Genomic DNA, 26,498 nt, shown 5'->3' with positions numbered 1-26,498 from the left:
GCGACGTAACACGCCGGTCAGCGCGGTGCTGACCGCGTTATCGGTTGCCGTTCTTTTTGTGACCGCGTTCGCCCGAGAGGGCGTTCTATACCCGCTTCAGCGATTCGAGCCGCCGACCGGACCGGGTAACGGTTCGTTCTTCGCCGATTACAATAAGTCGGTGGCGATCGCAGGCATAAGGCCGATTTCGGCCGATTGACGCCCGCTGAAGGCCGTCATCGAACCGATGACGATGAACGCGAGATTAGCGCTCTCGTCGTGATTTCTAACTGTGCGTTTCTCCGAGACAACGCCGTAACAGTCGGCTCGTTTTAGCCGTCACTGGATGGTAACAGCGAGTGCATGAATTCACGATTGCAGACTGTCGGTGTGGTGTTCGTGGCACTGCTGGTTGCCTTCTCGGGGGGTCCCGCCCTTGCTGGCGCATCCGCAGGGGCGAACGACGCAGGAGACACTACCGGTGGAGACGCGAGCGCATCACTCGAAAACGTACAGGTCGAAACCCTCGACCTCGAGGACGTCACCGTCGAGAACGCGACGATCGAAGAGCTGAACGTCGATCAGTTCGACGTCGACGACGAGGCACTCGAGGAGGAGATCGACGAGGCTGACGACGAAAACGAGGCGGACGAGGGGGAGGAGAACGGTGCTAACGACGAAGACACGGAGACCGGCGCAGCCATCCAGCAGGACGAAGAGGTGGATGACGACGCCGACACCGAAGAGCAGGTGACGATCTCCGATATCGAGATCGAGCAACTCGAACTCGAGAACGTTTCGTTCACCGATCTCGAACTCGACGGCGAGCCGGTTGCGGATGCCGACGAGGACGAAGCGGCTGACGAAGACGAGGCTGAGGACGACGCGAACGCTGACGAGGACGACGAGGCGGAAACCGCTGCTGCCGTCCAGGACGATGAAGCCGAGACCGACGAGGACGATACCGGCGTCGACGAGGAAGACGACGAAACTGACGAGAACGGCGAGGCCGACTTCCTCGATGAGGACACTGACGCACTCACCGTCCAGGAGCTCACAATCGAGTCCATGGACGTCGAACAGATGACGGTCGACGACCTCGAGATCGAGGAAGACGACGGCATCCTCGATCAGGTCAGCGATTTCTTCGGCGGTCTGTTCAACGGCGACGAGGAGGACGATGAGGCTGACGAAGACGAGACCGATGCCGATGACGAAGACGAGACCGACGCCAACGACGAAGACGACGAGGAAACTGACGACGCGAACGGCGACGAAGTCGAATCCCTCACCATCGAGCAGTTCGACGTCGAAAGCGTCTCGATCGACACGATGACGATCGACTCGCTCGAGGAAGCTGACGACGAAGACGACGCGGCTGACGACGAGAACGGCGCTGCCGACGACGAGAACGACGAGGCAGCGACCGACGCAGCCATCCAGGACGACGGTGACGACGATGCTGACGACGAAGACGACGGTCTCACCGACGACGACGCGACTGATGAAGACGACGAGGTCGTCGTCTCCGAGGCCTCCGCGTCGGCGATGTCGATCGACACGATGAACGCCGATACCGTCACCCTCGGCGACACGGCCGATCTCGAGGACGTCGCTGACGACGAGGACGACGAAATGGAGGACGACGAAGCGGACGCGGACACTGATAACGATGCTGACGAAGACGAGAACGACGAACAGCCCTCGATCGCAGTACTGAACTGAGGACCGACTGTGGCCGCCGATCGGTCGACTGACCGATCGCACCCCGTTGCGATTTTTTAGGGCACCACCTCGAACAGCTGATAGTACGAAACGGCGAGCACCGCCCGCCCGTCGCGGATCTCGCCGTCGCGGACAGCCTCGAGCAACGCCTCGTAGGGCCGTCGGATCACTCGGATACTCTCGTTGTGGTCGAGCCGTTGTTCGGCCGTCGGCCGACAGCCGCGGGCGACGAAGAAGTGCAATACCGAATCCGCGATGCCGTTTGCCGGCTCGACGGTCACCAGCGGCTCGAGACGCTCAGCCTCGTGGCCGGTCTCTTCGGCGAGTTCGCGGCGGGCCGCCGCCTCGAGGTCGTCGTCGTCCGGTTCGGTGCCGCCCACGGGAAGACCGCGGTTGATTCGGGAGACGGCCTGACGCCACTCCTCGATGCAGACGACGTCGCCGTCGGGGGTGAACGGGAGCACGCAGACGCTCGCGGGCTCGGAGAGGTGGTCGAACTCGGTTTCGGTGCCGTCGGGCAGCTGAACGGTCTCGTTAACGACGTCGAAGCCCGGGCAGGAATAGGCTACCTGGCGATCTCGGGTCTCCCACGCGATCGGATCCGGAGGCATACCGGGCTGTACGGCGGTAACCGTCAAAAACGCCGCGTCACGCTGGTATCGTCGACGCTGCGTGCGGCGCGACACACAGCAGCGGTCCTACGCGGTGCGTTCCGGCCGCTCCGACGATCGTACCTGCTCTATAACAAAGCCACAGATCGGTGAACGTCGTCATTCAGAGGGTGATCCATGGATCAGTTAACTGGCTTCCAACGTGACTTGCTGTACGTGATCGCAGGTAAAGACCGTCCGTCCGGACAGGAGATACTCGACGACATCAATCGGTACATCGATCAGCCGGTCACCCACGGCCGGCTGTATCCCAATCTCGACACGCTGGTCGAGAAGGAACTCGTCGAGAAAGGCCAACTCGATCGGCGGACGAACTACTACGCACTGACCCCGAAGGGGCGACGTGTCCTGCAGCGCCGTCAGGAGTGGGTCGACCAGTACGTCGACGTCTAACACTCCTGGCTCTTCTCGAGCGTATCGTGTGCTGCTGCCCGACGAGCCACGGCTACGTCGTACTCGCCGAGTCCGCGATCTCGTATCGATCGGCGGCCCGCGGCCGGCGGCAAGAAGCCAGTCTGCCGGCCGTTCCGGTCACGGCTCCATAACGGTCCGTGTCGCTTCCCAACCGCCCGTCTGTCGAACGCGTTGTTTGCGCCCGCACAGCGAACTACTACGCCAGGAGCGTGCTCCCGGCGGAGTGGTGCGACGAACGATCCGCTGTCACCGGGTACAGGAGTCTGAACAGTGGCTGTTCGTGCGTGCAATGGCCGACCTCAAACGGCGAATCGCGCTCCAAAAATGACCGCTCGAACCGGGGTTCCCCGGAGAGATCGTCCGTGATCAGTCGTCGGCCGTCATCGGCTCTTCTTCCTCGTGCTCGTCGTCATCGTCGTAGTCGTCGTACCCGTCATCATCGTCGCCGTACTCGTCGTCGCCGTCGTCGTAGTCGTCGTCATCGTCGCCGTACTCGTCGTCATCGTCGTACTCGCCGTTTTCGACTTCTTCTTCGTCCGGTTCCGCTTCGTCGGGCGCCTCGTCGTGGTCGGTGTCTTCTTCTTCGCGACCGTCGACGGCGACGCGCAGCTCGAAGGGTCGGTCGTCATCGTCGTCCTCGCTCTCGAAGTAGCCGATTGCAAACGCCGTGTACACCGTGTCGTCCTCGAGGTCGACGTCGATGGAGACGAGGGGGTCGGCCTGATCGATGACTTCGTCTTCGTCGTCCTCGTCGAGATCATCCTCGTCGTCCAGTTCGAGGTCATCGTCCTCGTCTTCGTCGTCCCCGTCGTCCAGGTCGGGGCCATCGTCCTCGTCGTCCTGGATGGACGCTGCGGTGTCCGGTTGTTCGGTTTCCTCGTCGTCTTCGTCGAACTCCGCGTCGAACTCGTTCTCGCCGGCTTCGAACAACTCGAGCGTCTGCTCTCCGGGCTCGAACGAAACGTAGCCCGACGGCTCACCGAAGCCGACGTCCTCGTAGAGCGGGAGTCCCTGGTCGTCCGTGATGTCGAGCGCGGGCGCGTCGGGGGAGGCGTGGACCAGTCGAAGCTGTGACGTGCCCTCCTGCTCGACCTCTTCTCGGTCGAGCAGCAGGAGGACGTCGAACGTCCCGGGTCCGCCTTCGTCGTCTTCCTCGACAACTGCATCGTCTTCCTCAGCAGCCGCGTCGTCTTCCTCGGCAGCCGCGTCGTCTTCCTCGGCAACTGCCTCGTCGTCGAGGGCGTCTTCGTCGTCGTCCGGCCCGACGTCGTCGTCATTGTCATCGAACTCGTCGTCCTGGATCGACGAGGCGGTTTCCGGCCCTTCCAGCTCGTCGTCGGTGTCGTCACCTTCGATTTCGCCGATCGCCGCGGCCGTGTAGTAATCCGTGTCGACCGGGAGCGTCTCCTCGTAGACTGGTTCATCGTCGCCGGCAGCCGTGATCGTCAGGTTGTAGGTTCCCGGCGCGATCTCCAGATACGGCGAGAGTTCGTCGTACGCGAGGTCCGTGAGGATCTGCTCGTCGTCGACGTAGACGTCGACGTTTGGGGCGTCCGGTGAGAAGTGACCGACGCGAATCGCTCCCACCTCTTCGTCGTCCGGTACCTCGTCGGCGTCTCGCTCGTCGTCTTCGTGCTCGTTGATCGCAAGTGCAGTTCCGCTCAGTGCCGAACCGCCGCCAACTATACCGATCGCCTTGATTGTCGAACGTCGTGATAGAGTCATACTACAGCTCAAACGGCGGGCGAAATGGGGAAAAACCAGTCAGTCAGTTACCCTGATTGTCGACGCGTTTACTCCACGGCGGTCGGTGTAGAACGCTCGTAACGGATCGAAACGTCCTCCTACAGCGCAAGTAGCGACTCCGAACACCGAGACGCTTTTCAGTCTTCGCCGAGCGATACCTGCGACAGATCCGCCTCGAGATCGTCGACGTGCTCGTTGAACGCCTCGACGAACGCACCGACGTCGTCTGCCAGCCGACGGACTTCGGGTGCGGACGGTGGACCGTACTGCGAGAGAAGGTACGTCCCGTCCGAGCCGCCGACTCGCAGATAGGAGACCGCGTCGCCGTCCCACTTGAGTTCCCAACGCGTTCCCGACACCGTCGTGGAGTAGGTGCCGTACTCGCCGTTGTACCGGTACAGCTCGCCCGCCATCGCGGTCCCAACCTCGCGGATCTGCTGGACGATTCGATCACGCTCGGCGACCAGCTCCGCCGTCGACTCGACCTCGGGAAACTCGTCGGGCACGTCCGCGAGCAGGCCGTCGAACGACCGAACGTACTCGTTGTAGGCCGCGACGAAGTTCCCGTAGTCGGCCATCGCCGTCTCGAGCGCGCCGGGTTCGGGCGGCTGCTTGCTCGAGACGACGTACGTCTCGGACCCCGATTTGGGGTCGAATCGCAGGTACTGGACGTCGCCGGCTTCGTACTTGACCGTCCAGCTACCGCCGTCCGTGTCGAACTCCTCCTGGCCGTAGTCGCCACCCTGTAAGACGGCGAGTTCGCGCGCGATCTGGCCGGCGTGCGTCCGGACGCGAGCAGCCAGTTCGTCGCGCCGTTCGGCGACCTCGTCCATGCCGTCGACGTCCGCATCGAGTCCCTCGGTCATTACTCGAAGCTGGTGCTGGACGTCAATACCCGTTGCGCCTCGCGACTCTCGAGACCGAAAAACCACGGTCAGATGTGCCTCGTCTGTGGACCCGTTCCCGATGGATCGTTCGCCGATGTGAGCGCTTGCGGACCGGGAGTCCGTCGGCGATGAACCCCGGCTACTCGCCGTCGAACACGTACTCGGTCTCGAGGTCGTCCGGCATGATGACCTCGAGTTCATCCTCGTCGACGTAGTCCTCGAGGAGACCCATCGTCTCCTCGAGTCGCTCGACCGTGTCGTCGTCTTCGAGCGAGTAGTAACAGAGCGTGGTGATCCCGCCAAGTTTCGCCGTTCGCTCGAGATCTTCCTCGACGTCTTCGACGTCCGGGTTGAGGAGGCGGGGATAGCGAGCCGCGTTGACGACGTGGCCCTGCACGGGATGGTGTCCGGCAAACCCGACGTCGTAAGTGTCCGCGACGAGTTCGAGGGTGTCTTCGTCGTACTGCCCGGCCGGATACGAGAAGTAGCGGGCTCCGTTCTCGTAGCCCTCGTCCTCGAGCCACTCCTGTGCATCGACGAGCTGATCGGCCTGATCGTCTTCGTCGTAGTTGTCGAGTATCTGTCCGTTCGCCGCGTAGCTCGCGATCATGCAGCCGGCGTCGTCGAGTTCCTCGACCTGGTCCTCAGTGAGATAGTCGCCTTCCGCGTCGTCGTCCTCGCGGACCAGATCCGTCGGAACGAACACCGTGGCGGGGTAGTCGTACGCCTCGAGAATCGGCAGCCCCTCCGACTCGATCGACTCGTGGCCGCCGTCGAACTGGAGCATCACCTGCCCGTCCTCGGGTCTGGGGACCGCGTAGAGATCGTCGAGCAACAGTCTGTCTTCGGAGTCCTCAGCGGAGAGAAACGCGATGTGAATGTCGGTGATCTCGGTTAGCTCGACGCCGCTGTCCATCCTCGCGACGCCGAAGTTACAGCGCTGCAGGCCGCCGGGATGGATCGTCGCGCGGTAGTCGATCACGTTACCGTCGTCGTCGAACAGCTGGATTATCGGCGTAATCGTCTCCTCGCTCGCGACGGCTAGGCCGAGATTCACGGTCGAGCAGTTGACGGGTTCGGGAAGTTCGCGGACCATCCGGGCTTGCTGGTCGTCGGCGTCGGCCTCGAGCAGCACGGACTGCTCTCCTGCGACGGCCTGATCCGATTCGGCGGTCATAGAGCCGCTGACCACCGTCCACGCGTCGAGATCGTCGAAATCGTCGAGCGTCCCGTCCTCGTCGGGCCCCTCGAGTTCCAGCGGCCCGTCGTCGGTGGTCTCATCGTCGTCGTCCGCCTCCTCGTCGGTGTCGGAACCACCGAGTCCGATGCAGCCTGCTACGGTCGCTGCAGTCGCCCCCGTTGCCGTCGCGAGATAGGTCCGGCGTTTCATGCGGATACGGTTAGTGCGGACGGGGGATTGTTATCCACCGAACAGCCCCGCTATCGTGACGTTTAGGGGGGAAATACAGGGTGTTCGAGAACCAGAACCTCGCTCGCCCTCTCGTGGGAAATCGGGACTATTCACCGTTTCTGTAATCTGTACTGTGATCGGCGCAGAACGATACCAAGGGTATGTTGACTGTCCGTGTTTGCTGAATCCGTGGACCGTCGTTACGCTTCGTCCTCGTCGTCCTGATCCGGGACATCCTCCCCGTTCTCACCGGCGAGGTCGTCCTCGTCTTCCTCGTCCGTTTCCTCTTCGTCTTCCAGATCCTGCCCGTTTCCAGTACCCTCTTCGGCGCCGGTTTCGTCTCCCTCTTCCTCTTCGCCAGGTCCACCGCAGCCGGCCAGCAACGCTGCCGACGCCGCGGCACCCGTCAGCTGTAGCATCCGCCGCCGTGTCCGTTTCGATCGTGTCACAGAAACAGCCACTCTCTCGACGGGGATAAGCCGATAGCCGACATTCGCGTGGTCGACCGGCAGAGACCGTTGGTCGCGCCCTGCAGTTTCAGCGCAGATGCCGTCGGTGGGCGACTGTTCGCTCCTGCCGAATCGATCGATTTCGCGTCCGGGCTCGAAGACATCACCACGTTCGTCGTAGTGCCTCATCCGTCGGTGATCACCGTCTCGAGGACTCCGTTTCAGATCGCGCCGCGTCGGGGTTACGAGCGAAGGTGCTACGTGGTCGCTGTCGATGCCTCCCACACTGTTCCACCGCCGATGGGCGGTTTGGCCGTCGATCCGTATTCCTCGAGTCCGCAGTCACCTCCCAGTGTAGGCACCAGAGAAAAGCCACCGACGGCTGAATTGCACCTATGGTACCCATTCCCGACTCGTTTCAGGACCTGTTCGAGAAGCAAACGTACGCCCACATCGCGACGCTGGGCGACGAGCAGGACCCACACGTCACACCGGTCTGGATCGATTACGACGGCGACGACGAGCGGCTCCTGATCAACAGCGAACGCGGTCGGCAAAAAGTGCGCAATCTCGAGGCGGATCCGTCCGTCGGCGTCAGTATGATCGATCCCGACAACCCCTATCGGCGACTGTCGATACGCGGCGAGGTCGACGAGATGACGACCGAGGGTGCGCGAGCTCACATCGACGAACTCACGCGGCGATATATGGACGAAGACGAGTACCCGATGGAAATCGAAACGGAGCGCGTCATCTTGCGGATCCGCGTCGACGAAGTCGTCGACGCACGGGACACCAGTTAGTACGCGTTCGCCGTGACCAACCCGCTGCCGAGTGGTTCTGTACTGTTTGAGGGCGGCAACACTATCCGTCAGTCGTCGACTGGTCGTTCTCGCATTCGGTTTCGATTGGCCGGTTCGAATAGCGACAGCGCGACTTGCGATTTAGCAGTTCAACTTCGTGAGCCATACTGGCGTGTTCGTTGAACACTTCCTGTGCGTTCTCGAGACCTTCGATCAGTCGCTCCGTTTCGCACGTATGACAGATGCACCGATACAGTTCCTCACTCATCGGTCGGTGATCGTCGATCGGTCACTCAACCGTGATTCCGGCGAAGGCGTCACTTGGCGCGGTGATTGCCGCGCGTTGTATTGACAGCTGCATGCTACCGATTCGGTATTCGACGGCCAACGAGGATATTTGCGGGCGTCGGTTCGTCGGTTCGGCGAGGCACGGGTTCGAGCCGAGTTTTCGGAATCGATGTCGACACTTCGCTCCGCTACGACAGTCATCGTCCGCAACTTATTCGCCGATACAAAAACGCTTCCCCCAAACCTATTTGGAACCAAACCGACAACTTATAAATGCTTGAATTTTCGAAGAAAGATGCCTGTATCTTATTTCACGACCATCACTCCTTTGAGACGACGTGCTCACCGAAGTGGTTGAACGGTCGAATGCGCTCCTTCCGGAGCAAACTCTCTCGTTCGATCGTTAACGGCAGTTCATCTAGTCGAGCGGCGATATCGTTGACCTCCTCGGTGGTACTCGCGACGGCGAGCGCGCGAATGTTCTCCCGCGCGCTCAACATCTCGTCCACCTTGACGACGTTGGGGAGTTCGAGTACTCGTGTAGCGATCTCCTCGCGCTTGTTCGTCGCTGCGGTACAGGAAAACTGGAGCCGCATCGGAAAGCCCGCCGCTTCGTAGTCGATGATCGGTACATAGCCCTCGATTACCCCCTTCTCTTCCAACCGCTCGATCCGATTTCGAATCGTCGTATCAGTTACTGGCAGCTGATCGGCCATATCGACCGGCGTCGTGGCTCGGGCGTTCTGTTGAAGAAGATGAAGGATTCCATAGTCGATCTCGTCGAGTCCGTCGGCAGCCATACTCGAGATAATTCCATGAGTCCGCAAAGACTCTTCTGGTAGCCGCGAGAGGTGTCAACCCGGTTGTAGATGGCAATTGGCGGGTTTGGGCGGCGCTCAGTGCAGCCGTCCGCGAGCGTATCGAGAATAGCGCGCTCGCAGTCGGTTCGTGTTCGTGACCGCCCGCCGTCAGCCTCGAATCCGTGGACGGCGAGGTCCGACGGATCCGAATCGGTAGCCGGGCCGGTGCGTGCCTCTGACAACGTATTGTTCGACTCGGCTGCTGACTGACTGTCGGCAGTTACAGTAGTTCCGGAGGCTGACTGGTCAGTGTTACTCGAGGTCGCGCGGACCGGCGTCGAGGGCGGTCTCGATAACCCACGTAGCCGCCTCGACAGTCTTGCTCAATCGGTCGACTAGTTAGCACATCGAAACCCACTGCTCTCGCACACAACTTCCGGAGATTGTTGCCAACCCCTAGCAGATTTATTACTGTTTACAGAGTGGCGTGAACTGGACTCAGAGGCACTCGAAGCTACCACAACCACCAGAATCACCAACTGAGTCCGAATTCCACAGAGCAGTTTGATTATCTGCTCCGTGTCAGGGTTTTCTACCCTGGCACTCCTGACCTCAGTACCGCTACTGACACTGCTGTCGGTTCGACCGTCCCTCCTCGAGGCACGGTGAACGTCGGTATCGGTCACCTGCTGAATTGGCTGTGCTGTGGTCGTTCGACGCTCGACGTCGTCGCCTGCTCGCCGGGACGAACGTAGACATTGGCCGTCTCCCGTTGGTGACGGCCGTCTCCGAATCAGGAATTTCGACATCGACTCAGCAGCGGACCCGCGGGTCAGTCGTCGATGCGGGTCACACTCTCCACACTGTAGCCCGTTGGCTGTCGCTCGAGGTTTGGGATGCGGGAGAGATGGTCGGCGCAGATTCGAATCAGGGAGCAGCTTTGCTGCGACCGTGGTTCGAATCTGCACGGTTGCATTTCATCCCACTCCGGACTCCTCGCTACGCTCGTCGGTTTAAAATGGGGTGAAAATGGGCCGGCGCAGCGGGGAACTACCCGCGTACGGCGTACTCTCGGTTGGCTCGCTGTTCGGAATCGTCGTAACTGGGCGTGTCTGTGTCATCGTTCGAAATCGAGTTGATCGACGAGCGATCGACGGCGTTTCTCCATGCGATCACGGAGCCGCTGTCGTCGTTGCTCGGGATCGGCTTTGTCGTAGTGCTGTTCGATCGTCTTCACCGTCGCGTTGACCCGCTCCGCAACGTCCTCCGGGGGCCATCCGCGGTTCAGTAGCCACGTGACTGTCCCGGTTCGAATCTGGTGGGGAGACCGGCTCGAGGGACACTTGCTCGCGTGTGCGTACTCGGTGAACTCGCACGTCTCGCGCTCTTTCCCGTGGGGACACGGCCCGTAATGGCATGGTAACGTGGCGAGGTAGCTCCAGACGCGGAGCGTGTTTTTCCCCGGACGGCCCTGCGCGCTCGCGAGTAAGGGCTGTCTACCGTGGTCGTCGTGGACGTCGTACCGGTAGTTCCGCAGGTACTCGCGAAGGACGTCGGCCGTCTCTCGCTTCAGCGCAACCGGTCGTTCGCCACCGAGCTTGTTCTTCAGCGGCGTTCCCGTGTCGGGTCGGTGTCGGAAGTCGACGTACGGATTCTCGCCCAGCTCGGTATCGCGGAGGTCGAGCGCGCGGAGCCCGCCCTGTCTCGCGCCGGTGAACCAAGCGAGTTCGAGGAATGCGTGTGCGCGCGTTCCGTAGTTGGTCTCGCTGTTTCGATAGAACTCGAGCAGCGCGAGCGCGTCGTTGGTGTGCAGCTTCGTATCGTTCGACCGGTCTTCCGGGTCGAGATCCGGAATCCGGACCGCGTCGGCCAGCCCATCCTCGGCGGCACCGAGGTCCTCGAGGAACTCGGCGAGTTTCGTCAGCGTCCACATCTCGCCCTCGAGGGTAGCCGGGGCGACGTCGGAGGCTCGAATCTCGTAGTACTCGTCCATATCGAACGGACGCAGCTCGCCGACGGTCTCGATACCGACGGACTCGCACCACTCGACCCACAGCTTCAGTCGGTACTCCCACCCGTGCAGGCTCCCCTCGGTCGAATCGGCTTCGCGACGGCGGAGGTAGCGACGGACCGCCTCTCGAGGCGTGAACTCGCCCGGATCGGGGCGGCGGCGTTCCCTACTCACAGTCATCACGGCGACCGGGAACCGGCGGGACTGATCGTTCCGAGCGGAACTGCTCGACCATCCGCTCTTCGCGACGCATCCGACAGCCGTTACAGACCGACTGTCGCGGCTGATCGTCGAGCGCGACGTCGGGCTTGTACCGAAGCGTCGCCTGTGCGCCGCAGTCGTAGCAGAGGCCGTACAGGCTCATCGGTCATCACCGCCCGCCCAGTTCTTCGCGAGATCCAGCCCATTCATCAGCTCGCCCTCGCGGTCGTCGCGTTCGTACAGTCGGTCCGCGATCGCCGTCTGGAGCGCAGCGCCCGAGCGGCTCCGCGGCTCGGTTTCCGAAACGTGGTGGTCGTCGACGTGCGCGGCCAACTGATCAATCGAGTCGATCGTCTCGACGAGCGTCGCGTTCTGGTAGCGTAGCTCCGTCGCGATCGCCTCGAGGGCGGCGGCCTGCTGTTCCATCGCGTTGGCCTGTCGCTCGAGGGCCTGGAACTCGTCACTCGTCATCGGCCCACCTTGAGCAGGCTGGTGTAGTTACAGTATCCGGTACTCTTACCGTGGATGCGTGCTATTTCGCTCATGGTCTCACTGTTATGGGACCGCGGACGAACCGCACGCGCCATCAAGTGGAACTGGGGGCGCGTGCGGTCGCTGTCCGTCGGCTGTTTGTGACGACTGTACCCCGCCCTCTTAGTAGTCGGAACCCGGATTCCGTTATTCCGATAAGTACAGTTTCGGTGACTAACGTGCTCTCGAGAACGATTCCGCGAGTATCGGCTATTTCCGAAACGATTCAACGTGAGCGTGGGCCGTGGGCGACAGCCCGCGCGCTGCGGTCGATCGGGGACTTTTTGCCCCGTAGTGGTGTGCGAATACATGCTTCCGTACCCTGATTACGGAAGCCAGGCGGGCCGGTGCTACTACACCGGGTCCGCGTTTCTGACGAGGACCCGACCGAGTAGCGGCGGGTCCGTCTGGCCTCCGTTGGGCAGACCGAAACATCCCACTTACTTATATTTAACTTACCGTACGTTATTCTACAGAATATCAAATGTTACTCTCAGACAATCCAACCAGTATTGCTAAAATGCCGCTATGGCACGTACCTGTATGCGACGACCGAGGGTGTCGTGGATGACACAAGCCGACGATCGCATTCTCGAGACCCTCGCGGATAGCAGTCTCACGCTCTCACCTCGCGTTCTCGCGGCCAACACGGACTATTCGCGTCACTACATCAGCGCCCGCCTCGGCGAACTTCGAGACGCCGAACTCGTCGATCGCGTCGACGAAGGGCTGTATGTGATCTCGGACCGTGGGCTCGCCTACCTCGAGGGCGAACTTGATGCCGAAGAATTAGAGAACGAGGAGTAGTTTCGGAAAACTGATTCAGTCCTGCGGCTCGACCCGTTTTCGATACCGTGGCTGTAATCGAAGCGACCGCGCAGCGTCGGCCGAGATCGTCACCATTCGATCGCCGGAGGTCACCGATTCGCCCGCGACGTCTTCGATCAGTGCGGCCAGCTCGTCGCGGTACGCTTTCGAGCGCTGTTCCTGAATCTGGACCGTGTCTTTCGTCCGCTGGTGAATCGCTCGATTCGCGAGATACGCGAGCACGAATATCTCGCGGGTTTCGAACGGCGCGTCGTCGAGATACCAGGGGAGCGAGAAGTCCTCGAGTTCGGCTTTCGGACCGACCGGCGCACCGAGCACGGCCAGCGTCCGACCGAGAACGGGCGCGTCTTTCGTCGGTCGTACCTCGGTCGCCCTTGAGTCGTCCTCCTCGTGGAAGAAGTCGAACTCGATACCGGCGCTCTCGAGCGCGTCGATCACGTGCGAGCGGTGGTCGGCGTGGTTCAGCGCGAACGACGGAACGAAATTCTCCGTCGCGATCGATCCGCCCGAAAAGACGTTCGCGACGAGCGTGTTCAGCGCCATGAACTCCCGATCGCCGTAGGTTGCATCGAGCCACCCGTACTCGCGGGCGGCTTCGATCCCGCGAACGGCGTCTGGCTTTCCGTTTCCGTCGACCCAGCCGCGAATGCGGCCTCGAGGCATCTCCAGTGCGCTCGAGATCGCGCCGGAGCCCTTGTTCGGGTGGTGGCTCGCATATCGCATGACGGCCTGGTAGTCTAGAACGGCCGCCCACGGGTCGCTGTATGCCCCGCCGTCGTAGGTGCGCGCGAGGTCGCGCTCGGAGACGAGTGCCGATTCGGTCATACTGCCGTGGTGTTGCTACCCAGACAAAAGCATTATTACCCATATCTGAGACGACCGATATCGCGTATCTCAGCGGTTTCAAGGCCACGTTGGAGCGATTCTATCAGGCGCTGATTATCATTGATGAAACCGTTGTCAGCCGCTGAGAGATTCACTATCCTCTAGGTATATATGGGAACAGTGGGCTGGTTGCTATCAGCACCAAAACCGAACGGCAGGAAGGATGACGCACGGGATGGTTGTGCAAACCCAATCCCCCTGAGCGTCACACGGTGGTATCACACCGCCGAGAATAAGCTTTCCGACCGTTCTCGCGGTGCGTGACAACAATGGATTTGACCAAATACAGACAGAAGCTGATCGGAAGCGAAGACGAACGGGCAGTGAGTCCGGTTATCGGTGTAATCCTCATGGTTGCGATAACTGTTATTCTCGCAGCTGTGATCGCGGCATTCGTGCTGGATATCGGTGATGACATGGGTGAAGGCTCTGTGAACGCAGCCGTCAACACTGATGTCAGTCAAAACGACAACTCAGTCACTTTTACTCTCGAAGATGCAGGTAGTGCAGAAGAATTCGCTGTCCGTGGTAGTGAGGACGGTAGTGCTCATCTTGACGGTACTGATACTGAAGCTCCACTTGATTTTGACGATGGAACTGTCGGCGCAACAGACACATTGTCAGTAAGTGATAATGACATCGAAAATTCAGGAGAACTCAACATTATTGCAATTGACGGGAACTCAGAAAGCGTAGTTGGTAGTGTTGAATGGGACTTTGATTAATTAACATGGATGGAAAGATAATTCGGAATAAGCTGGTAGGTTCGGAGGATGAGCGAGCAGTGTCCCCAGTGATTGGGGTTATTCTCATGGTTGCAATAACTGTGATCCTCGCGGCCGTAATCGCAGCGTTCGTACTGGACATTGGAGATGATATGGGTCAAGGGTCGGTAAACGCAGTTGTCAGCACAGATGTAAGCCAAAATGACAACACCACCACATTTACGCTGACTGAAACTGGTGACGCGGAACGATTCGTCATCCGCGGTGATGTAGTTGACACATACACAGATTCTGATGATCATGGTACTGAAGACGGCGATCTCGTCATTGAAGATCATGACCCTGATAATGATGCTAATGAAGTCAGATTGGACTTCAATGACGTCAGCACAGGAGCAACCCACACTCTAGAACATAATCCTGGTGAGTCTGATTGGGGTGATGAGGATGAAGATAATATTCTTGGGAAAACTGGTGAAGTCAACATCATCGCGATCGATGGATCCTCAGAAAGCGTAATCGGCTCTGTCGACTGGGACTATAGTGAAGATTAATAGATAACAGGTTCTACTTCTGATACATATCGATTTCTGTTATCAATTCAATCGCCCATTCTCCTTCTCCGATGTGACGGATGTGAACGTGGTGATCACCCTTGAGTTCGCCGTTTTTGTCGATCAAACCCTCAACGCGCATGTCGTCTTTCGGAAGCGTGATCCCGACCGAATCCCTGTCCAACTGACGAATTTTATTTAGCGCCATACCTCGGCGCGCAACCCCACTTCTCATAAAACTTGGTGAACCTCGGGATAACCAAGGGATTCCGGTGGTATTCCTAACGATTTTGTCAGAACGGGGAAAGCGGGCTTGCGTATGGCACTCAGCCTACCGCAGAAGTACGTTCCTGACTCGATTCGTCAGGAAGACGGTATCGATCTGACAGACAGCATTCTCGCACCCTTGTTCGTGCTCGCGTCGTTCTCGATCGGCGCGGTCGGCACGCTCGAGTTCAACGAACCACTGAACGTCTCGCTCACGGACGCGCTGTACGCGGCCCACGGGACGGAGATCACGTACGCGTTCATCCTCTCGATCGGAATCCTGCTGATCGGGTGGCTGACGAACGAAAGCACGCCGGAGGACTGGACCGACGTCGAGACCGTCGTCGTGCTCCTGGCGGTGATACTGAACATCCTCGGGGCGCTCGTCCCGGCGATGACGGTCACCCTCGAGAGCATGTGGTACGTCGGCTGGTTCACGGTGTTCCTGAACGGCGCGGCGTTCTACGTGATCGCCTACAAGTAACCCTGAGGTTCCAGACATGAGTTCCAACGTTTTCAGCGGCGAGTCGGCGGAGTGGTACAGTTCGGTGATGACGGGCTACATCGTCACGGCGTCGGCCGTCTCGATCGGCCTGACCGCGGTGATGGCTTCGGGGGTGGTCTGAATGTCGGCCGACGACAGCCCACAGCCCACGCCCACGGCCCACGACATCTTCCCCGGCTGCTCGCTCGACCGGCGAACGTTCCTCCAGGGGACGGGCGCGTCGGCCGCGGCGATCGCGGCGGGCGGGATGGCCTCGAGCACAGCGGCGACGGTCGACAATCCAACACCATACGGGATTGTGGCGGGCGTGAAGTCGGCAATTAGTGGAGCTGCGAGCGCAAGCGGTGCTGAATACGCCGTCGCCTCGATGGGCGTCGGTGGATTCGTCGCGGTCGCGTCCTACCAGGCGCTGCGCAGTTCGATCAACGAGTCGCCGTCGAGCGACCCGGTGATTCTCCATAACATCTGTCGCTCGGAGGTCGAGTCGCTCGCGGCTCACGAGGTCAATTTCAACAACCGGCTAAACGACGCTCGCCCGGTCGCGAACCTCGAGGCGCGTCACGGTATCGCGCTCTCGTGGGAGGACGGCGAGAACGCGTTGACGGGATACGACATCTCCCTCCAGCGCATCCGGCAGCACTACGAAACGCCGGAGTTCAACCACGTCCACACGACGAACAAGAGCGCGCTCCAGTACAGCTACGTCGCCGGTGCTGCGGAGGAACTCGTCGAGGACGGCGGGGAGATGGAGGGCTTCGACGCCTACTTTACCGCACTCGCGTCCGATCCCGAGAACGACGACGAGTCGTACCAGCTGCAGCTCACCAACGATCGGACCGAGGCAGCGTATGAGCTGCACGACGGTACCTCGATCGAGGACGTCAGCGAGGACGAACTCGAGGACGTGCTCGGCGACGAGTACGAATCGGCCGCTCTCGAGACGCCGGTCGTCGAGATCTTCGAGATCGGCGAGGAGGGCGAGGTCGACAGCGACGACCCGATCGGATCGTTCCCCATGATCTCCGGCGAGATCGTCGACACGTGGGACGATGAAGAGGAGGTCGTCACGGTCGAGACCGACGACGGGACCGAACTGGAATGGGACTACCGGTTCACCAGCGCCGGATTCCACGAGGATGAGGAATCAGAGGAGGACGTCGATTCCGCGCCGATGGGCGTCTTCGACGGCCGGGAGTTCTGCAAGATCCTGCAACGGATCTGGGACGACAGCGACACGGTGACGGCCAACTACTCACAGTCGTTCGTCGAGGACATCTATGCCGAACTCGATGCCGGGAACATCACGCCCGAGCAGGTCCGCTCGCCGGAGGGGATGGTTCACTTCCTGAGCGGCACGGACGACCCGACAAACGAACGGTTTCAGGTTGCGATGATGCAGCAGTTCGGGATGGAGCAACCGGACTTCTCCATGGTCTCGGGAATGGAGGTAACGTGGTCCGGCGCGACGGATACGGCCGTCGACGTCGACCCCGATCTCGACGACCGTCACGTCTACCCGGACGGGTTCGTCGACGATGAGCAGTACGAGGGCGTCGTCTTCGGAGACGCTCTGCCAGAGGAAGGATTCCAAAGCGGCGAGAAATACGTCATTGGCCCGCCTCTGTACGGATTCGACCAAGGCGGTAACCTCTACGCAGTCAACCAAAACGACGGCTCGCTCCTGTGGGAAAAAGAGGTGTACGACGACACTGGCCGTGCTGCTGCCATCTCCCGTGACGGGGACTCAATCTTCATCGGAGGCGACGAAGACACCACCGTATCGCTGGACGCCTCTGATGGCTCTGTCAACTGGACTTACGACGACCACTCTGATCGGGTCGGATCGCTTGCCATCTCCCACGATGGCGACACGCTGTACGCTGTCGACAGCGCCGACGACATCCATGCGATTGATGCTGACTCCGGGAGCTCTAACTGGACTGAAAGCCCGGTTTCGGGAAGCCCGAACGACTTAGCGGCGTCTCCGACAGACGACCTGCTGCTCACCGTCGGCAACTTCGACGACATAGTGGCGATCGACACCACGGACGGAAGCACGGAATGGACAGTCGACAACGGCGGCTATGCTGAGGTCGTCGGGTTCACCCCCGACGGACAAACCGCCTTCGCCGCTGATGACGGGACACTCATGGCGTTAGACCCGGAAACGGGCGACGAACAGTGGTCGTTCGGCGACTTCTCTTTCAGCCCTGACGCCCTCACGGCAAGCAACGACGTTGTAGCGTTCGGAGAGTGGGGCGGAGAGATCGTCGGCGTTGACACGGAAAGTGGCGAGGAACTATGGTCCGATGACGATTTCCCCCGCGTCACTGGCCTAAGCACTGCACCCGGCGGACGGACGATGTATCTCGCGTCTGATGACGACTTGATGGCTGCGTTCGACCCCGAAGACGGAACCATCGAATGGACCTTCGATGCCCCCATAAACGCCGTGCAGGACGTGCCGATCTTCGACCCCGGCGAACAAGTCGACGGCATGGCCTCTCGAGCGATGATCTTCGACGATGGGCAGGTGGACCTCTGGAACGGCGTGCTCGAGGTCCACGAGATGTACGACGCCGACGGCGCGACGATCACCCACGTCGACGACGAGACGATCGACGACCTGGAGGAGGCGACTGGCGAGGACATCGACACGATCCTCGAGGAGGTCGACGGCTACGACGACGAGAGCGACATCCAGTACACGCGGGACGTGATGAACATCCTCGAGCACTACGGAGCCGAGGACGAACTCGAGAACATCCACAGGAACGAAACGGATTACGAGAGCCCGGAGTACGACACCTTCGACTCCGAAGACTTCGCCGCGTTCCTGAACGAACTCGAGGACTACCAGGACTCGCTCGAGGAGGAAGACGACGAGACGAACGTCAGCGTTGGGATCGACAACCCGCTCGATGACTTCGGAGACGGCGCGGTCTGGGTCGGACTCGCCGTGATCGTGATGGTCATCCTCACCGTCGTCAGCATCGTAACCGACGCCATTCCGATCCTGAACAACTGAGCCATGAAACGAGTTTACGTTTTTGTGACGCTGGCAGCCGTGCTCGCAGCGATGGGCATGGGCGTTGGGCTGGCCGCAGCCGACGAACCGGGCGACGACACGCACTCGATTCTTGACCGAACCGACGCCGAGAACGCGAGTGAATCGCAGGTCGAGACCGTCCAGAACTGGGCGACCGACGAGCAACTCGAGGCGCTGAACGACTCCGAACACGAGCGCGTCGAAACGTGGCTCGAGGACGCCCCCGAACTCGAGAGTGCCGAGCCGGACGAGTACGAAGTTGCGTTCGGCGACGGTGGCACGTGGATCACTGAGTACGAGCTCGAGGATGGCGAGGCGCGGATCACGTTCGTCGCCGACCAGGAGCGAACGGTCGACGTCGAGGACGCGATGGACGGAATCGGTCAGGACGGCATCGTTGAGCCGTACAGTCGGGAGTACAACCTGAGCGGTGGCGAGACGACGATCTCGATGGACGTCCGCGAGTTCCGCGGCGCGTCGACGGTCGGCGTCACGGTTGATGGGTCGACCGCTCGACTTTCGACTGAGATGGAGGAACCGAGCGACGCAGATGACAACCCGTTCGAAACGTTCGGCGGTGAGAGCGGGCTGTTCTTCGGCGTGTTCATGTCGGTCGGATTGGCCGGACTCGGCACGGTCATCGTACTCCGCCAGGAGGAAAGCGGGGTGATCGAAGCGTGAGCGACACCAGCGCGACGTTCAACAGCTGGGGCGATCGACTGACCTACCTGCTCGCAGAGGGCCAGCTGATCGTGGCGGGAGCCGCGGTCTCGCTCGGTGCCCTGCTGATCTGGTTCCGGCCGTCGATCCCCGGTATGCCACCGGTCGCTCGAGGGATGTTCGCCGCGTCGTTGCTCCTGGGGCCGCCGCTACTCGCGCTGTTCGTGACGGGTGCGCGGAAGCTCCGGCAGCGCCGAATGGAGGACGTCTACCACATCAACGGCGTGACCGACGTGAGAAAGAAGTACTACGTCTCGCCGGAAGTCTGGGCCGAGAAGACCGTTGAGGGACCGTCGCCGTACCGCTGCAACGACGACGAGTCGTTCGAAGTCCGCGAGTTCACCTACCACGAGGACACCGGCGATCTCGTCGTCCGCGGCTGCTACTTCAGCCAGATGGCCGACTCGAAACTCGTCACGACCAAGGCCATGCTCGAGGACATCCACGGCGATCTTATCGAGGCGTGGCTCGAGTTCAACCGGACTCGAGGACGAATCTCGAAGATGGGGCTCCAGATTCAGGGCGACGTGATCAACGAGGAAGCAGAAGCCGATGAGCGCGGTCTGATGAACCCGCGAACGTCCGTCAAGGATCGGTTTGAATCGGCGAAGAGCGACGCCGAGGACGCCGACAAGGACCAGATTAAGGACGTGACTGAGTACGTCGAGGACTACAGCGACGAGCACGGAATCGATACGGTCGGCGGACCACCGCAGACGCGCGCACAGGCCGCAGAACAAGCCGCTGCAACCGATGGAGGAACGGATCAATGAAATTCTACGGACAGTCGGAACTGTACGAACTGACGAACAGCGAACTCGATCGGTATCGAGAGAAGACGCGAGACCTCGAATACTACGCCAAGCGGCCGGAAAAGCGGCTTCTCGCGAAAGAATGCCGAGAGACGATGAACGAACTCGAGGCGCGGCGGAACCGGCTTCTTGTCGGTGCGATCCGGCAGCGGCAGCGGGAGGAGATAGAGCACATGATCGATGACGCAGATGTCGACGCACAGCAAGTCATTCGAGAACTCGAGCGAGGAGCAGAATGAGCGACGAGCAAGACAACTACACCGTCGGCGGCTTCACCGAGTACCAGCGCGGCAACCTCGCGAAAGAACCCGACAAGGTCCTCGAGCACACGGGATTCGTCCGTGACGAGCAGATCGACCGTCAGATGACCGTGCGCGCGTTGCATCACGACCCGGACCGCTGGCAGGGGAAGGCCGCAGCGACGTACATGGACGTCGGAAAGAATCGACGAATCGTACAGGGCGAAGGCAGCCACACGGCGCGTGACGCGCTCGACAACGGCGATACGCTGACGCTGAAACACTACATCGGCGACCCGTCGCAGGAGGCGAGTCTGTCGGGTATCAAGGCGATCACTCGGCTACAGGAGATCGTCGCCGGACCCGCGCCAGTGATCGTGATCCTGGGCGAAATGGGAGCTGGGAAAACGAACCTCGCCTGCCTGATTGCGCAGCTGCGTGATCGATGGGTCGACGGGAACCTCAAAGTCGCCTCGAATATCCGCACGCTTCCGCGTAACGACGACTGGGTGACGGACTCGGGCCATGTCGAGGACGGCTGGATTCCGCACTATCCGCTCCTGGAGGAGTGGGTGGAGAAAGACGGCGATCCGGTCGAGAACGCACAGCAGCCGAAGCTGTTCATCGGCGACGAGTTCTCGACAAACGCCTCGGGAACCGGCGAAGACGGCCAGAAAGTCCGCAAGCTGATGGGACCGCTGGTGTTCAAGATCCGCAAGTACAACGGCGCGCTGATCTACATCGGCCACGACGAGAGTTCGATCCATCCGCTGTTGTGGCGTGTCGGGACGATTCTCAAAAAGCCAGACCGGAACGACAAGGGGAAGGCGATCAAAGCGGAGCGAATCAGCGGCGGGAAGCTACAGGACGTCGACCCGCGGCCGTTCACGGGAATCCCACCGGCGGACTGGGAGCCGCATACGAACGACGAAGCGAATTGGTCGTGGAACGCTCCCGCGGGCGACGACGACGGCCCGGCGATCGCTGAAGACGAGGTGAAACAGGTCGCCGCCTGGACGATGGAAGCCTGCCGAGAAGAGGGAATGTCGGCCCGCGAAACCGCTGATTTCGTCCCCTACAGCCACGCTACCGTCTCGAATTGGTGGAAGGACATCGATGAAGGCGGCGAAAAGCGAGACTGGGTTAACACCGTCGAGCAGGTGATCGCATGACGGCGTCGGGGTGTCAAGCTGTCAAGCGCAACCGAGCCCCCTTTAGAATAGGTGCAGCCCAAAGCCCACCGCGCTCCCTCCGGGGAGGGAGCGGAGCGAGCGATGGGCGAAGCGTCTCGCAACCAGCGGAGGAATATATATTACCACGCGTGGAGCGCGTGCATACCATAAGAAATGCGACATTTTTTGAATGTCGATTTCGAAAAAATCGCGTCGCGCGTGATGGGGTTCGATCACCGTGAGTGTCTTCGACAACTTCGCCGGGCTCGCCTCGGTCGTTCGGTTCGCTGTCGTGACGGCAGCCCACGAACTACGGCGAGATTACGAACGCGGCGTGTTCTCGAGACAGACTCTCGCCATGATCGGCGGCGCGATCGCGGTCGCGGCGCTGGCGATCTCGACCGGCGGGTACGGACTCGGAGTGATGAGTCTGCTATTCGCCGCATTCTTCACGTGGTCGACGGCTCGAGCCGACCGGCGCTGGCGTGACGAACGGAGGGACGACCCATGAAGCTCCGTCGTCGACTGTCGCGTCACTCGGCAGACGTCGTGATCGGCGTGCTGCTCGCGACCGTCGCGGGCGGGCTGTGGGAGCTACCTGCGATCCTGCTCGCGATCAAACTGAACGTCTTCGCAATCCCGCTGGCGCTGGCCGGTGTTTTCGGCTTTCCGCTGTGGACGTGGTACGTAATTTCCCTCATGTGGTCGTCCCAACTGCTGTACTACGCGGGAACCGACATTCCCGAAACGATCGAACAGGTACAAGAATGGCTGCCGTCTTCGTTCCCGATCGGGACGGAGGCCCACCCTATCGAGGAGAGACATGAACCGGAGTAAACGAGCGAATCACTTCGGGACGGCCTGCGAGAAACGGATGGCGAAGAAACGACGGTTCACGCTCGAGCGAGCCAGCTGGCACGACGCTCGGTTTCAGAACGGAACGCCTGTCGAGATCAAATCGACGATGATCGAACACAGTAACGGCCAGCCGGGGAATTTCAAGGTCTACCGGGAGTATCACGAAACGCTCCGGCGAGCGGACGGCTGGTACTGTTTCGTCGTCTACCGGCCACACGGCCGTTCTGGCTGTACGATTCTGAAAGACAAGATGGTTCGCTCGAGCGATCTGCCGCTACTCCGCTGGCACGGAGGTGGCAATCATCGTGGAACCGAGCAGGCGAAAATAGCTATCGCCGACGTATTCTGATTTCTAATCTGCTACAATGGATTTTGGACGACTCTCAAATGGGCGTCAATATGAACCCTCTATTTATGAAAGCAATCTATTGACAACGCCCGGTGACAAATAATTTATGTATGTCAGAGGGTTCCAAAGTAACGATCATCGCAGAAGAGTCGAGGGGTGAACAGTTACTCGCAGAGATTACCCAATCAGAAGTACAACTTACGGTCGAAGAAATCGTTTCGCCCTCGGACATTGACAAACGTGATTTCACTGGGACCTGTTGCGTAATTACAATCGATGATGGAATAGGCCTACCAACACAGGAGATCTACGACCATTTTCGGAGTTCCCATCCAAACCAGCCTGCCGTTCTTGTCTCCTCAGATGCGGAATCCGAACTGATTGAGACCTTACTCGAGGATCCAAACGGTGATTACGTTTTCCTCTCTGAAGAAGGCGTTCCAATGGGACTGACTTCCGTTCGGTGTAAGAAGCTTCTTGGAGAAATGTGACCACAGTACCTGATCGTCAGATTCGCCGACTCACATCTTTCCTTTCGTCGTCACTGAAACCTCCGTCTGAACCTCAAAGTCGACGGCTCGAGTACTCAGCGTCTCGGCGATCTCCCGGCGCTGTTCGCGAGTGAGATCGTCGCGCTCGAGGACGCGCGCAGCTGCGGCGACGAGTTGGTCGACGTCTTCGCAGGCGAACGCAACCGCGTTGCTCCGGTTGCAGTCGTAGAACCGGGAAGCTTTCTGGATAGCGTCGAATCGCCATTCGTTACCGTCGTCTGTCCGGATTCGAACCGATCCGGGCGTCTCATTGTGAGACATGGCCGTGAACACAACCCGCCTATCCTAGTTTTTTCGGTTCACTCAAACGGCCTCGATTTATAAACAGGGGGTGACACCCGTCGTGATCGGCGCGACGGCCGACACGATCTCGTGGGCTATGGGCCGAATATGAACACGGCCGGTGCTCGGTTCGTGTTCATATTGGGGAAACCGTTCTTCGCGACGTCTGACCGCAGGGCACGGTGGGGGTCAATTGATATCCACCAATTCGACTTCCTCCAACATCTACCAGCATTTTAAGGGTGATGAATCACACACCGTATATGTTAAAAGAGGTAAACATATAGTATGCCAACACAAACTCCTGTAGGCTTCTCTTTTGAGGCCTTTTTGACGCGAGTTGTTCCAGGGTTAGTGCTGATGTCACCGGTATTATTGGCCTTATTTTTGACTTCTCCGATAGAAATCAATCCGTCTAATACTAATCTTCTTTTAGTATCTCTAATGGCTCTTATTTTTGGAGAATTGATTGAGCAACTAAGATCGGGTTTATTTCGGGTTCCTTTGCCTTTTACTCATTCTATTTATACAGCTACAGGTGACGAATCTCATCTACCAACCTGGTACCAATATTTAAAGAAAATTGACGAACGGTTTCCGGATATAGTTGGATCCATTAAAGAATCTAATGATGAAGATCTCCTTGGAGAACGTTTCAATTTTGATTTACAAAACGAAATGGAAGAAAAATTTGAGTTGAATCCAGACTCTGCATTGCCCCGAGATTTCTATGATAGCCTTCTCTTATATCTCGGAGATGATTTAAGCTCACGTACTAGAAATTATTTTAATCTATATGTTTTCAATACCAACCTGAAGGTGGCGACAATTCTCTCACTTCCACTTTATACCTATTATATAGGAATCCAATATCCTGATACGGAAATGTGGATGTTTATAATCTCTGCTACAATTTTGCTAACGATTGTGTTTTTAATTACGCAGTTTTTGAAAGCATCCCCCTACCTCTATGTGGAAATGTTATTCAAAGAATTTTATATGAGAGGGAAATCTAAGTAATGAAGTCAATTAGTAGGTCTGGCTCCGACTTGAAGGATATACCCCGTAGGCACATCCGACAATCCACGTACCCTGCCCTTTAAAGGCATGCAAGCAGCGTGGATTATGTCTATTGGCCGTCGGCAGACTCGTTGGAGAGGTCTTCGCTGGAATTACTGAGTTCATCCACGGTTTCAAGTTGCTCTTCGAGGTTGGCGATCCGGCACTCCTGAGCGAGCAGCATCGAAATGAGGTGTGTGGTCGTCGGATCGGTGTGATTCTGAATCCCACCAGCGTCGGCGAAGTTCCGCGCCTGGACGAATAGCCGCTCGAAGTGATCTTGATACTCGAGCCGAAGTGCTCTGTGGTACGGTGACCACTCATTTTCGAATTCATGGAGCGTATCGCGGTAGGTAGGGTTTGTCTTGCCCATGTAGCCCAAAGCGAGCGCACAACGGATAAGCAATGGAGTGCAGTTTCCGGAATTCCGAAACGGTTTCTCCTTCGGAGCTGCGTCATCGTACACACGAGTATTCGCATCTCGTGTGCATATTCGGGAAACCGAATCTGTCGACGTACAATCCCAAGGGTAGGGGGCGGGGAGCGTTCAACCAGTGAATTTTCCCGTAAATCTAATCACTGTAAGAACAATTAACCGGATTACTATGACGGACACCACTAGTGTAATCATGCTGAATAATAAAAGAAAAAACACAGAAATTAGCATCAAGAGGGTACTATTAGTGTTATCGACATATTCAAAGTAGCTTCCCAAAACCACCTGATCAAGATCGATAACAGATAATTGGCTTGCTATTAGAATTATCACCAAAGATAACGAGACAATCGTCCACGACTTTTGAACAAGATATCCCGTGACAGGCCCAAGATTGATCGGGGTTGGAATAGTGATTGTTCTGTTCCACCCAACAACCACAATAATAGATAAGAGTATGATAGCGGCCATACTTTCAATAACGTCGAATACTGTCGTAGAATATTGACTAAAGAATAAACCCACAGATATAGTGATGAATATGAGCGACAGAATAATATTTAAATATATTATCATATAGGGGATGGAGTTACTTTCAGCAGCTCTAGAAAAATCAATAAGTGCTTGGTGAAGTACTGAGACAAATGCAATTCCGAACATCAACGCACTGCCTATCATTCCAACAATAATTGGGCGATTTGGCGAAATAGTTAGCTGTGATAAATACATGAGTAATGCCGCAAACACACCAGAAATTAAAAGTAATTCAGAATTTTGCTCGAAAAACCTCGCAATAGGTGTTGGTGGTTTCTCTCTTGCCTTTCCCATATAATACTCAATGGGATAAGCAAAAAAATGTAATAATATGTGGTGTTCGAATGACCCATCTATTTCAGATTTTTTCTGTTGAGACATTAGATTTACCCCAACAGGTACTCACGATCGTGCTAAAGTCATCTGGTTCAACTTTCCTTCTTGTGTTGCTTCTTCCATTCTATAATCTCTCGATCTCATCAAACTCATGTCTACCCCATCAATGTTTGCTGACCCGCGAATTTTCGCGCACCACCTGCGGCGGCTGTGCGGAGGCAGGGCGGTTAATTTGTGACCTTGGCCTTAGCCACACCCCCTAACCCGGAATTCGACCCGCAGGGTCGGATTCCGGGATGGGTGCGGCGACGGCCGACGGCGGGAGCGAAGCGGGTCGGCCGTCGCCGCGCTCGCCGAGACCCCCGAACCGGGATGATACGTATAAAATTCTGTGAAAATAAGTAATAACGATAGTGTTGCC

Annotated in this window: 32 protein-coding genes; 18 read left to right on the top strand and 14 right to left on the bottom strand. The window is 58.7% G+C overall.

Annotation, left to right across the window (positions count from 1 at the left end; translation table 11 throughout):
• Nucleotides 1-342 precede the first annotated feature (342 nt).
• Nucleotides 343-1,704, top strand: coding sequence for a hypothetical protein (locus ACSFDB_RS05175; protein ID WP_440769943.1), 1,362 nt, complete (start codon nucleotides 343-345; stop codon nucleotides 1,702-1,704).
• A 56-nt stretch (nucleotides 1,705-1,760) separates the two neighbouring features.
• On the opposite strand, the gene ACSFDB_RS05170 is transcribed toward ACSFDB_RS05175, so the two are convergent.
• A complete protein-coding gene (locus tag ACSFDB_RS05170) occupies nucleotides 1,761-2,315 on the bottom strand; it encodes an NUDIX hydrolase (protein WP_440769942.1) in 555 nt (184 codons plus the stop codon).
• A gap of 177 nt (nucleotides 2,316-2,492) precedes the next feature.
• Between ACSFDB_RS05170 and ACSFDB_RS05165 the strand changes: the two genes are divergently transcribed.
• Nucleotides 2,493-2,768, top strand: coding sequence for a PadR family transcriptional regulator (locus tag ACSFDB_RS05165; RefSeq protein ID WP_006089028.1), 276 nt, complete (start codon nucleotides 2,493-2,495; stop codon nucleotides 2,766-2,768).
• 387 nt (nucleotides 2,769-3,155) lie between these two features.
• Here ACSFDB_RS05165 and ACSFDB_RS05160 read toward each other — a convergent pair whose 3' ends face one another.
• From ACSFDB_RS05160 to ACSFDB_RS05145, 4 genes are all read right to left on the bottom strand, one after another.
• Nucleotides 3,156-4,514 (bottom strand): DUF4397 domain-containing protein, encoded by a 1,359-nt coding sequence (locus ACSFDB_RS05160; RefSeq protein ID WP_440769941.1) that lies wholly within the window; start codon nucleotides 4,512-4,514, stop codon nucleotides 3,156-3,158.
• A gap of 158 nt (nucleotides 4,515-4,672) precedes the next feature.
• Complete coding sequence (locus ACSFDB_RS05155; RefSeq protein WP_440769940.1) at nucleotides 4,673-5,401, bottom strand: profilin-fold protein; 729 nt, start codon at nucleotides 5,399-5,401, stop codon at nucleotides 4,673-4,675.
• A gap of 160 nt (nucleotides 5,402-5,561) precedes the next feature.
• Nucleotides 5,562-6,812 carry a polysaccharide deacetylase family protein gene (locus tag ACSFDB_RS05150; RefSeq protein WP_440769939.1) on the bottom strand — a complete coding sequence of 417 codons (1,251 nt, stop codon included), beginning with the start codon at nucleotides 6,810-6,812 and terminating at the stop codon, nucleotides 5,562-5,564.
• 221 nt (nucleotides 6,813-7,033) lie between these two features.
• Nucleotides 7,034-7,252 carry a hypothetical protein gene (locus tag ACSFDB_RS05145; protein WP_440770177.1) on the bottom strand — a complete coding sequence of 73 codons (219 nt, stop codon included), beginning with the start codon at nucleotides 7,250-7,252 and terminating at the stop codon, nucleotides 7,034-7,036.
• A gap of 425 nt (nucleotides 7,253-7,677) precedes the next feature.
• On the opposite strand from ACSFDB_RS05145, the gene ACSFDB_RS05140 reads away from it, so the two are divergent.
• Nucleotides 7,678-8,085, top strand: a complete 408-nt coding sequence (locus ACSFDB_RS05140) for a PPOX class F420-dependent oxidoreductase (RefSeq protein WP_440769938.1) — start codon at nucleotides 7,678-7,680, stop codon at nucleotides 8,083-8,085.
• A 608-nt stretch (nucleotides 8,086-8,693) separates the two neighbouring features.
• On the opposite strand, the gene ACSFDB_RS05135 is transcribed toward ACSFDB_RS05140, so the two are convergent.
• From ACSFDB_RS05135 to ACSFDB_RS05120, 4 genes are all read right to left on the bottom strand, one after another.
• A complete protein-coding gene (locus ACSFDB_RS05135; protein WP_440769937.1) occupies nucleotides 8,694-9,173 on the bottom strand; it encodes an Lrp/AsnC family transcriptional regulator in 480 nt (159 codons plus the stop codon).
• A gap of 1,117 nt (nucleotides 9,174-10,290) precedes the next feature.
• Entirely contained in the window at nucleotides 10,291-11,358 is a 1,068-nt protein-coding gene (locus tag ACSFDB_RS05130; RefSeq protein WP_440770176.1) for a tyrosine-type recombinase/integrase, read from the bottom strand.
• The gene (locus ACSFDB_RS05125; RefSeq protein ID WP_440769936.1) at nucleotides 11,351-11,548 is read right to left on the bottom strand and encodes a hypothetical protein; all 198 of its coding nucleotides are present in this window, start codon (nucleotides 11,546-11,548) and stop codon (nucleotides 11,351-11,353) included. The genes ACSFDB_RS05130 and ACSFDB_RS05125 overlap by 8 nt, the downstream gene beginning before the upstream one ends.
• Nucleotides 11,545-11,856 carry a hypothetical protein gene (locus tag ACSFDB_RS05120; protein WP_440769935.1) on the bottom strand — a complete coding sequence of 104 codons (312 nt, stop codon included), beginning with the start codon at nucleotides 11,854-11,856 and terminating at the stop codon, nucleotides 11,545-11,547. The genes ACSFDB_RS05125 and ACSFDB_RS05120 overlap by 4 nt, the downstream gene beginning before the upstream one ends.
• A 603-nt stretch (nucleotides 11,857-12,459) precedes the next feature.
• On the opposite strand from ACSFDB_RS05120, the gene ACSFDB_RS05115 reads away from it, so the two are divergent.
• Complete coding sequence (locus ACSFDB_RS05115) at nucleotides 12,460-12,723, top strand: winged helix-turn-helix domain-containing protein (protein WP_502260883.1); 264 nt, start codon at nucleotides 12,460-12,462, stop codon at nucleotides 12,721-12,723.
• Nucleotides 12,724-12,738: 15 nt separating this feature from the next.
• Here ACSFDB_RS05115 and ACSFDB_RS05110 read toward each other — a convergent pair whose 3' ends face one another.
• Nucleotides 12,739-13,569, bottom strand: a complete 831-nt coding sequence (locus ACSFDB_RS05110) for a hypothetical protein (protein ID WP_440769933.1) — start codon at nucleotides 13,567-13,569, stop codon at nucleotides 12,739-12,741.
• A gap of 329 nt (nucleotides 13,570-13,898) precedes the next feature.
• Here ACSFDB_RS05110 and ACSFDB_RS05105 point away from each other — a divergent pair, with 329 nt between their 5' ends.
• Nucleotides 13,899-14,354 carry a type IV pilin domain-containing protein gene (locus ACSFDB_RS05105; protein WP_440769932.1) on the top strand — a complete coding sequence of 152 codons (456 nt, stop codon included), beginning with the start codon at nucleotides 13,899-13,901 and terminating at the stop codon, nucleotides 14,352-14,354.
• 5 nt (nucleotides 14,355-14,359) lie between these two features.
• Nucleotides 14,360-14,908 (top strand): type IV pilin domain-containing protein, encoded by a 549-nt coding sequence (locus ACSFDB_RS05100; RefSeq protein ID WP_440769931.1) that lies wholly within the window; start codon nucleotides 14,360-14,362, stop codon nucleotides 14,906-14,908.
• 13 nt (nucleotides 14,909-14,921) lie between these two features.
• On the opposite strand, the gene ACSFDB_RS05095 is transcribed toward ACSFDB_RS05100, so the two are convergent.
• Nucleotides 14,922-15,116 carry a DUF8053 family protein gene (locus ACSFDB_RS05095; protein WP_440769930.1) on the bottom strand — a complete coding sequence of 65 codons (195 nt, stop codon included), beginning with the start codon at nucleotides 15,114-15,116 and terminating at the stop codon, nucleotides 14,922-14,924.
• Nucleotides 15,117-15,227: 111 nt separating this feature from the next.
• Between ACSFDB_RS05095 and ACSFDB_RS05090 the strand changes: the two genes are divergently transcribed.
• The 11 genes from ACSFDB_RS05090 (at nucleotide 15,228) to ACSFDB_RS05040 (ending at nucleotide 23,370) form a co-directional block, all read left to right on the top strand.
• Nucleotides 15,228-15,659 (top strand): DUF8023 family protein, encoded by a 432-nt coding sequence (locus tag ACSFDB_RS05090; RefSeq protein WP_006087947.1) that lies wholly within the window; start codon nucleotides 15,228-15,230, stop codon nucleotides 15,657-15,659.
• 16 nt (nucleotides 15,660-15,675) lie between these two features.
• Complete coding sequence (locus ACSFDB_RS05085; protein ID WP_440769929.1) at nucleotides 15,676-15,801, top strand: hypothetical protein; 126 nt, start codon at nucleotides 15,676-15,678, stop codon at nucleotides 15,799-15,801.
• Nucleotides 15,802-18,708, top strand: coding sequence for a WD40 repeat domain-containing protein (locus ACSFDB_RS05080; RefSeq protein WP_440769928.1), 2,907 nt, complete (start codon nucleotides 15,802-15,804; stop codon nucleotides 18,706-18,708). It begins immediately after the preceding gene.
• A 3-nt stretch (nucleotides 18,709-18,711) separates the two neighbouring features.
• Nucleotides 18,712-19,410 carry a DUF8063 family protein gene (locus tag ACSFDB_RS05075; RefSeq protein WP_440769927.1) on the top strand — a complete coding sequence of 233 codons (699 nt, stop codon included), beginning with the start codon at nucleotides 18,712-18,714 and terminating at the stop codon, nucleotides 19,408-19,410.
• Nucleotides 19,407-20,222 carry a hypothetical protein gene (locus tag ACSFDB_RS05070; protein ID WP_440769926.1) on the top strand — a complete coding sequence of 272 codons (816 nt, stop codon included), beginning with the start codon at nucleotides 19,407-19,409 and terminating at the stop codon, nucleotides 20,220-20,222. Before ACSFDB_RS05075 ends, ACSFDB_RS05070 begins: the two co-directional genes overlap by 4 nt.
• Nucleotides 20,219-20,500 (top strand): hypothetical protein, encoded by a 282-nt coding sequence (locus ACSFDB_RS05065; RefSeq protein WP_440769925.1) that lies wholly within the window; start codon nucleotides 20,219-20,221, stop codon nucleotides 20,498-20,500. Before ACSFDB_RS05070 ends, ACSFDB_RS05065 begins: the two co-directional genes overlap by 4 nt.
• A complete protein-coding gene (locus ACSFDB_RS05060; protein ID WP_440769924.1) occupies nucleotides 20,497-21,672 on the top strand; it encodes a hypothetical protein in 1,176 nt (391 codons plus the stop codon). The genes ACSFDB_RS05065 and ACSFDB_RS05060 overlap by 4 nt, the downstream gene beginning before the upstream one ends.
• 238 nt (nucleotides 21,673-21,910) lie before the next feature.
• The gene (locus ACSFDB_RS05055; protein WP_440769923.1) at nucleotides 21,911-22,183 is read left to right on the top strand and encodes a hypothetical protein; all 273 of its coding nucleotides are present in this window, start codon (nucleotides 21,911-21,913) and stop codon (nucleotides 22,181-22,183) included.
• A complete protein-coding gene (locus ACSFDB_RS05050; RefSeq protein ID WP_440769922.1) occupies nucleotides 22,180-22,509 on the top strand; it encodes a hypothetical protein in 330 nt (109 codons plus the stop codon). The genes ACSFDB_RS05055 and ACSFDB_RS05050 overlap by 4 nt, the downstream gene beginning before the upstream one ends.
• Entirely contained in the window at nucleotides 22,496-22,879 is a 384-nt protein-coding gene (locus ACSFDB_RS05045; RefSeq protein WP_440769921.1) for a PD-(D/E)XK family putative nuclease, read from the top strand. The genes ACSFDB_RS05050 and ACSFDB_RS05045 overlap by 14 nt, the downstream gene beginning before the upstream one ends.
• Nucleotides 22,880-22,989: 110 nt before the next feature.
• Nucleotides 22,990-23,370, top strand: coding sequence for a hypothetical protein (locus ACSFDB_RS05040; protein ID WP_440769920.1), 381 nt, complete (start codon nucleotides 22,990-22,992; stop codon nucleotides 23,368-23,370).
• Between the two features lie 30 nt (nucleotides 23,371-23,400).
• On the opposite strand, the gene ACSFDB_RS05035 is transcribed toward ACSFDB_RS05040, so the two are convergent.
• A complete protein-coding gene (locus tag ACSFDB_RS05035; RefSeq protein WP_440769919.1) occupies nucleotides 23,401-23,691 on the bottom strand; it encodes a DUF7692 domain-containing protein in 291 nt (96 codons plus the stop codon).
• A 309-nt stretch (nucleotides 23,692-24,000) separates the two neighbouring features.
• Here ACSFDB_RS05035 and ACSFDB_RS05030 point away from each other — a divergent pair, with 309 nt between their 5' ends.
• Nucleotides 24,001-24,732, top strand: a complete 732-nt coding sequence (locus ACSFDB_RS05030; RefSeq protein ID WP_440769918.1) for a hypothetical protein — start codon at nucleotides 24,001-24,003, stop codon at nucleotides 24,730-24,732.
• 109 nt (nucleotides 24,733-24,841) lie between these two features.
• Here the strand turns inward: ACSFDB_RS05030 and ACSFDB_RS05025 are convergent, their stop codons facing one another.
• Together ACSFDB_RS05025 and ACSFDB_RS05020 are read right to left on the bottom strand one after the other, a co-directional pair.
• Complete coding sequence (locus ACSFDB_RS05025) at nucleotides 24,842-25,144, bottom strand: DUF8156 family protein (protein ID WP_440769917.1); 303 nt, start codon at nucleotides 25,142-25,144, stop codon at nucleotides 24,842-24,844.
• A gap of 174 nt (nucleotides 25,145-25,318) precedes the next feature.
• Complete coding sequence (locus tag ACSFDB_RS05020) at nucleotides 25,319-26,122, bottom strand: hypothetical protein (protein WP_440769916.1); 804 nt, start codon at nucleotides 26,120-26,122, stop codon at nucleotides 25,319-25,321.
• Nucleotides 26,123-26,498: the final 376 nt, after the last annotated feature.

Origin of the sequence: Natronorubrum amylolyticum (genome assembly GCF_052040145.1) — an archaeon.
Taxonomy (GTDB): domain Archaea; phylum Halobacteriota; class Halobacteria; order Halobacteriales; family Natrialbaceae; genus Natronorubrum.
Note: the sequence above shows the minus strand (reverse complement) of the source record. Positions and strands in the feature narration are given on the sequence as shown.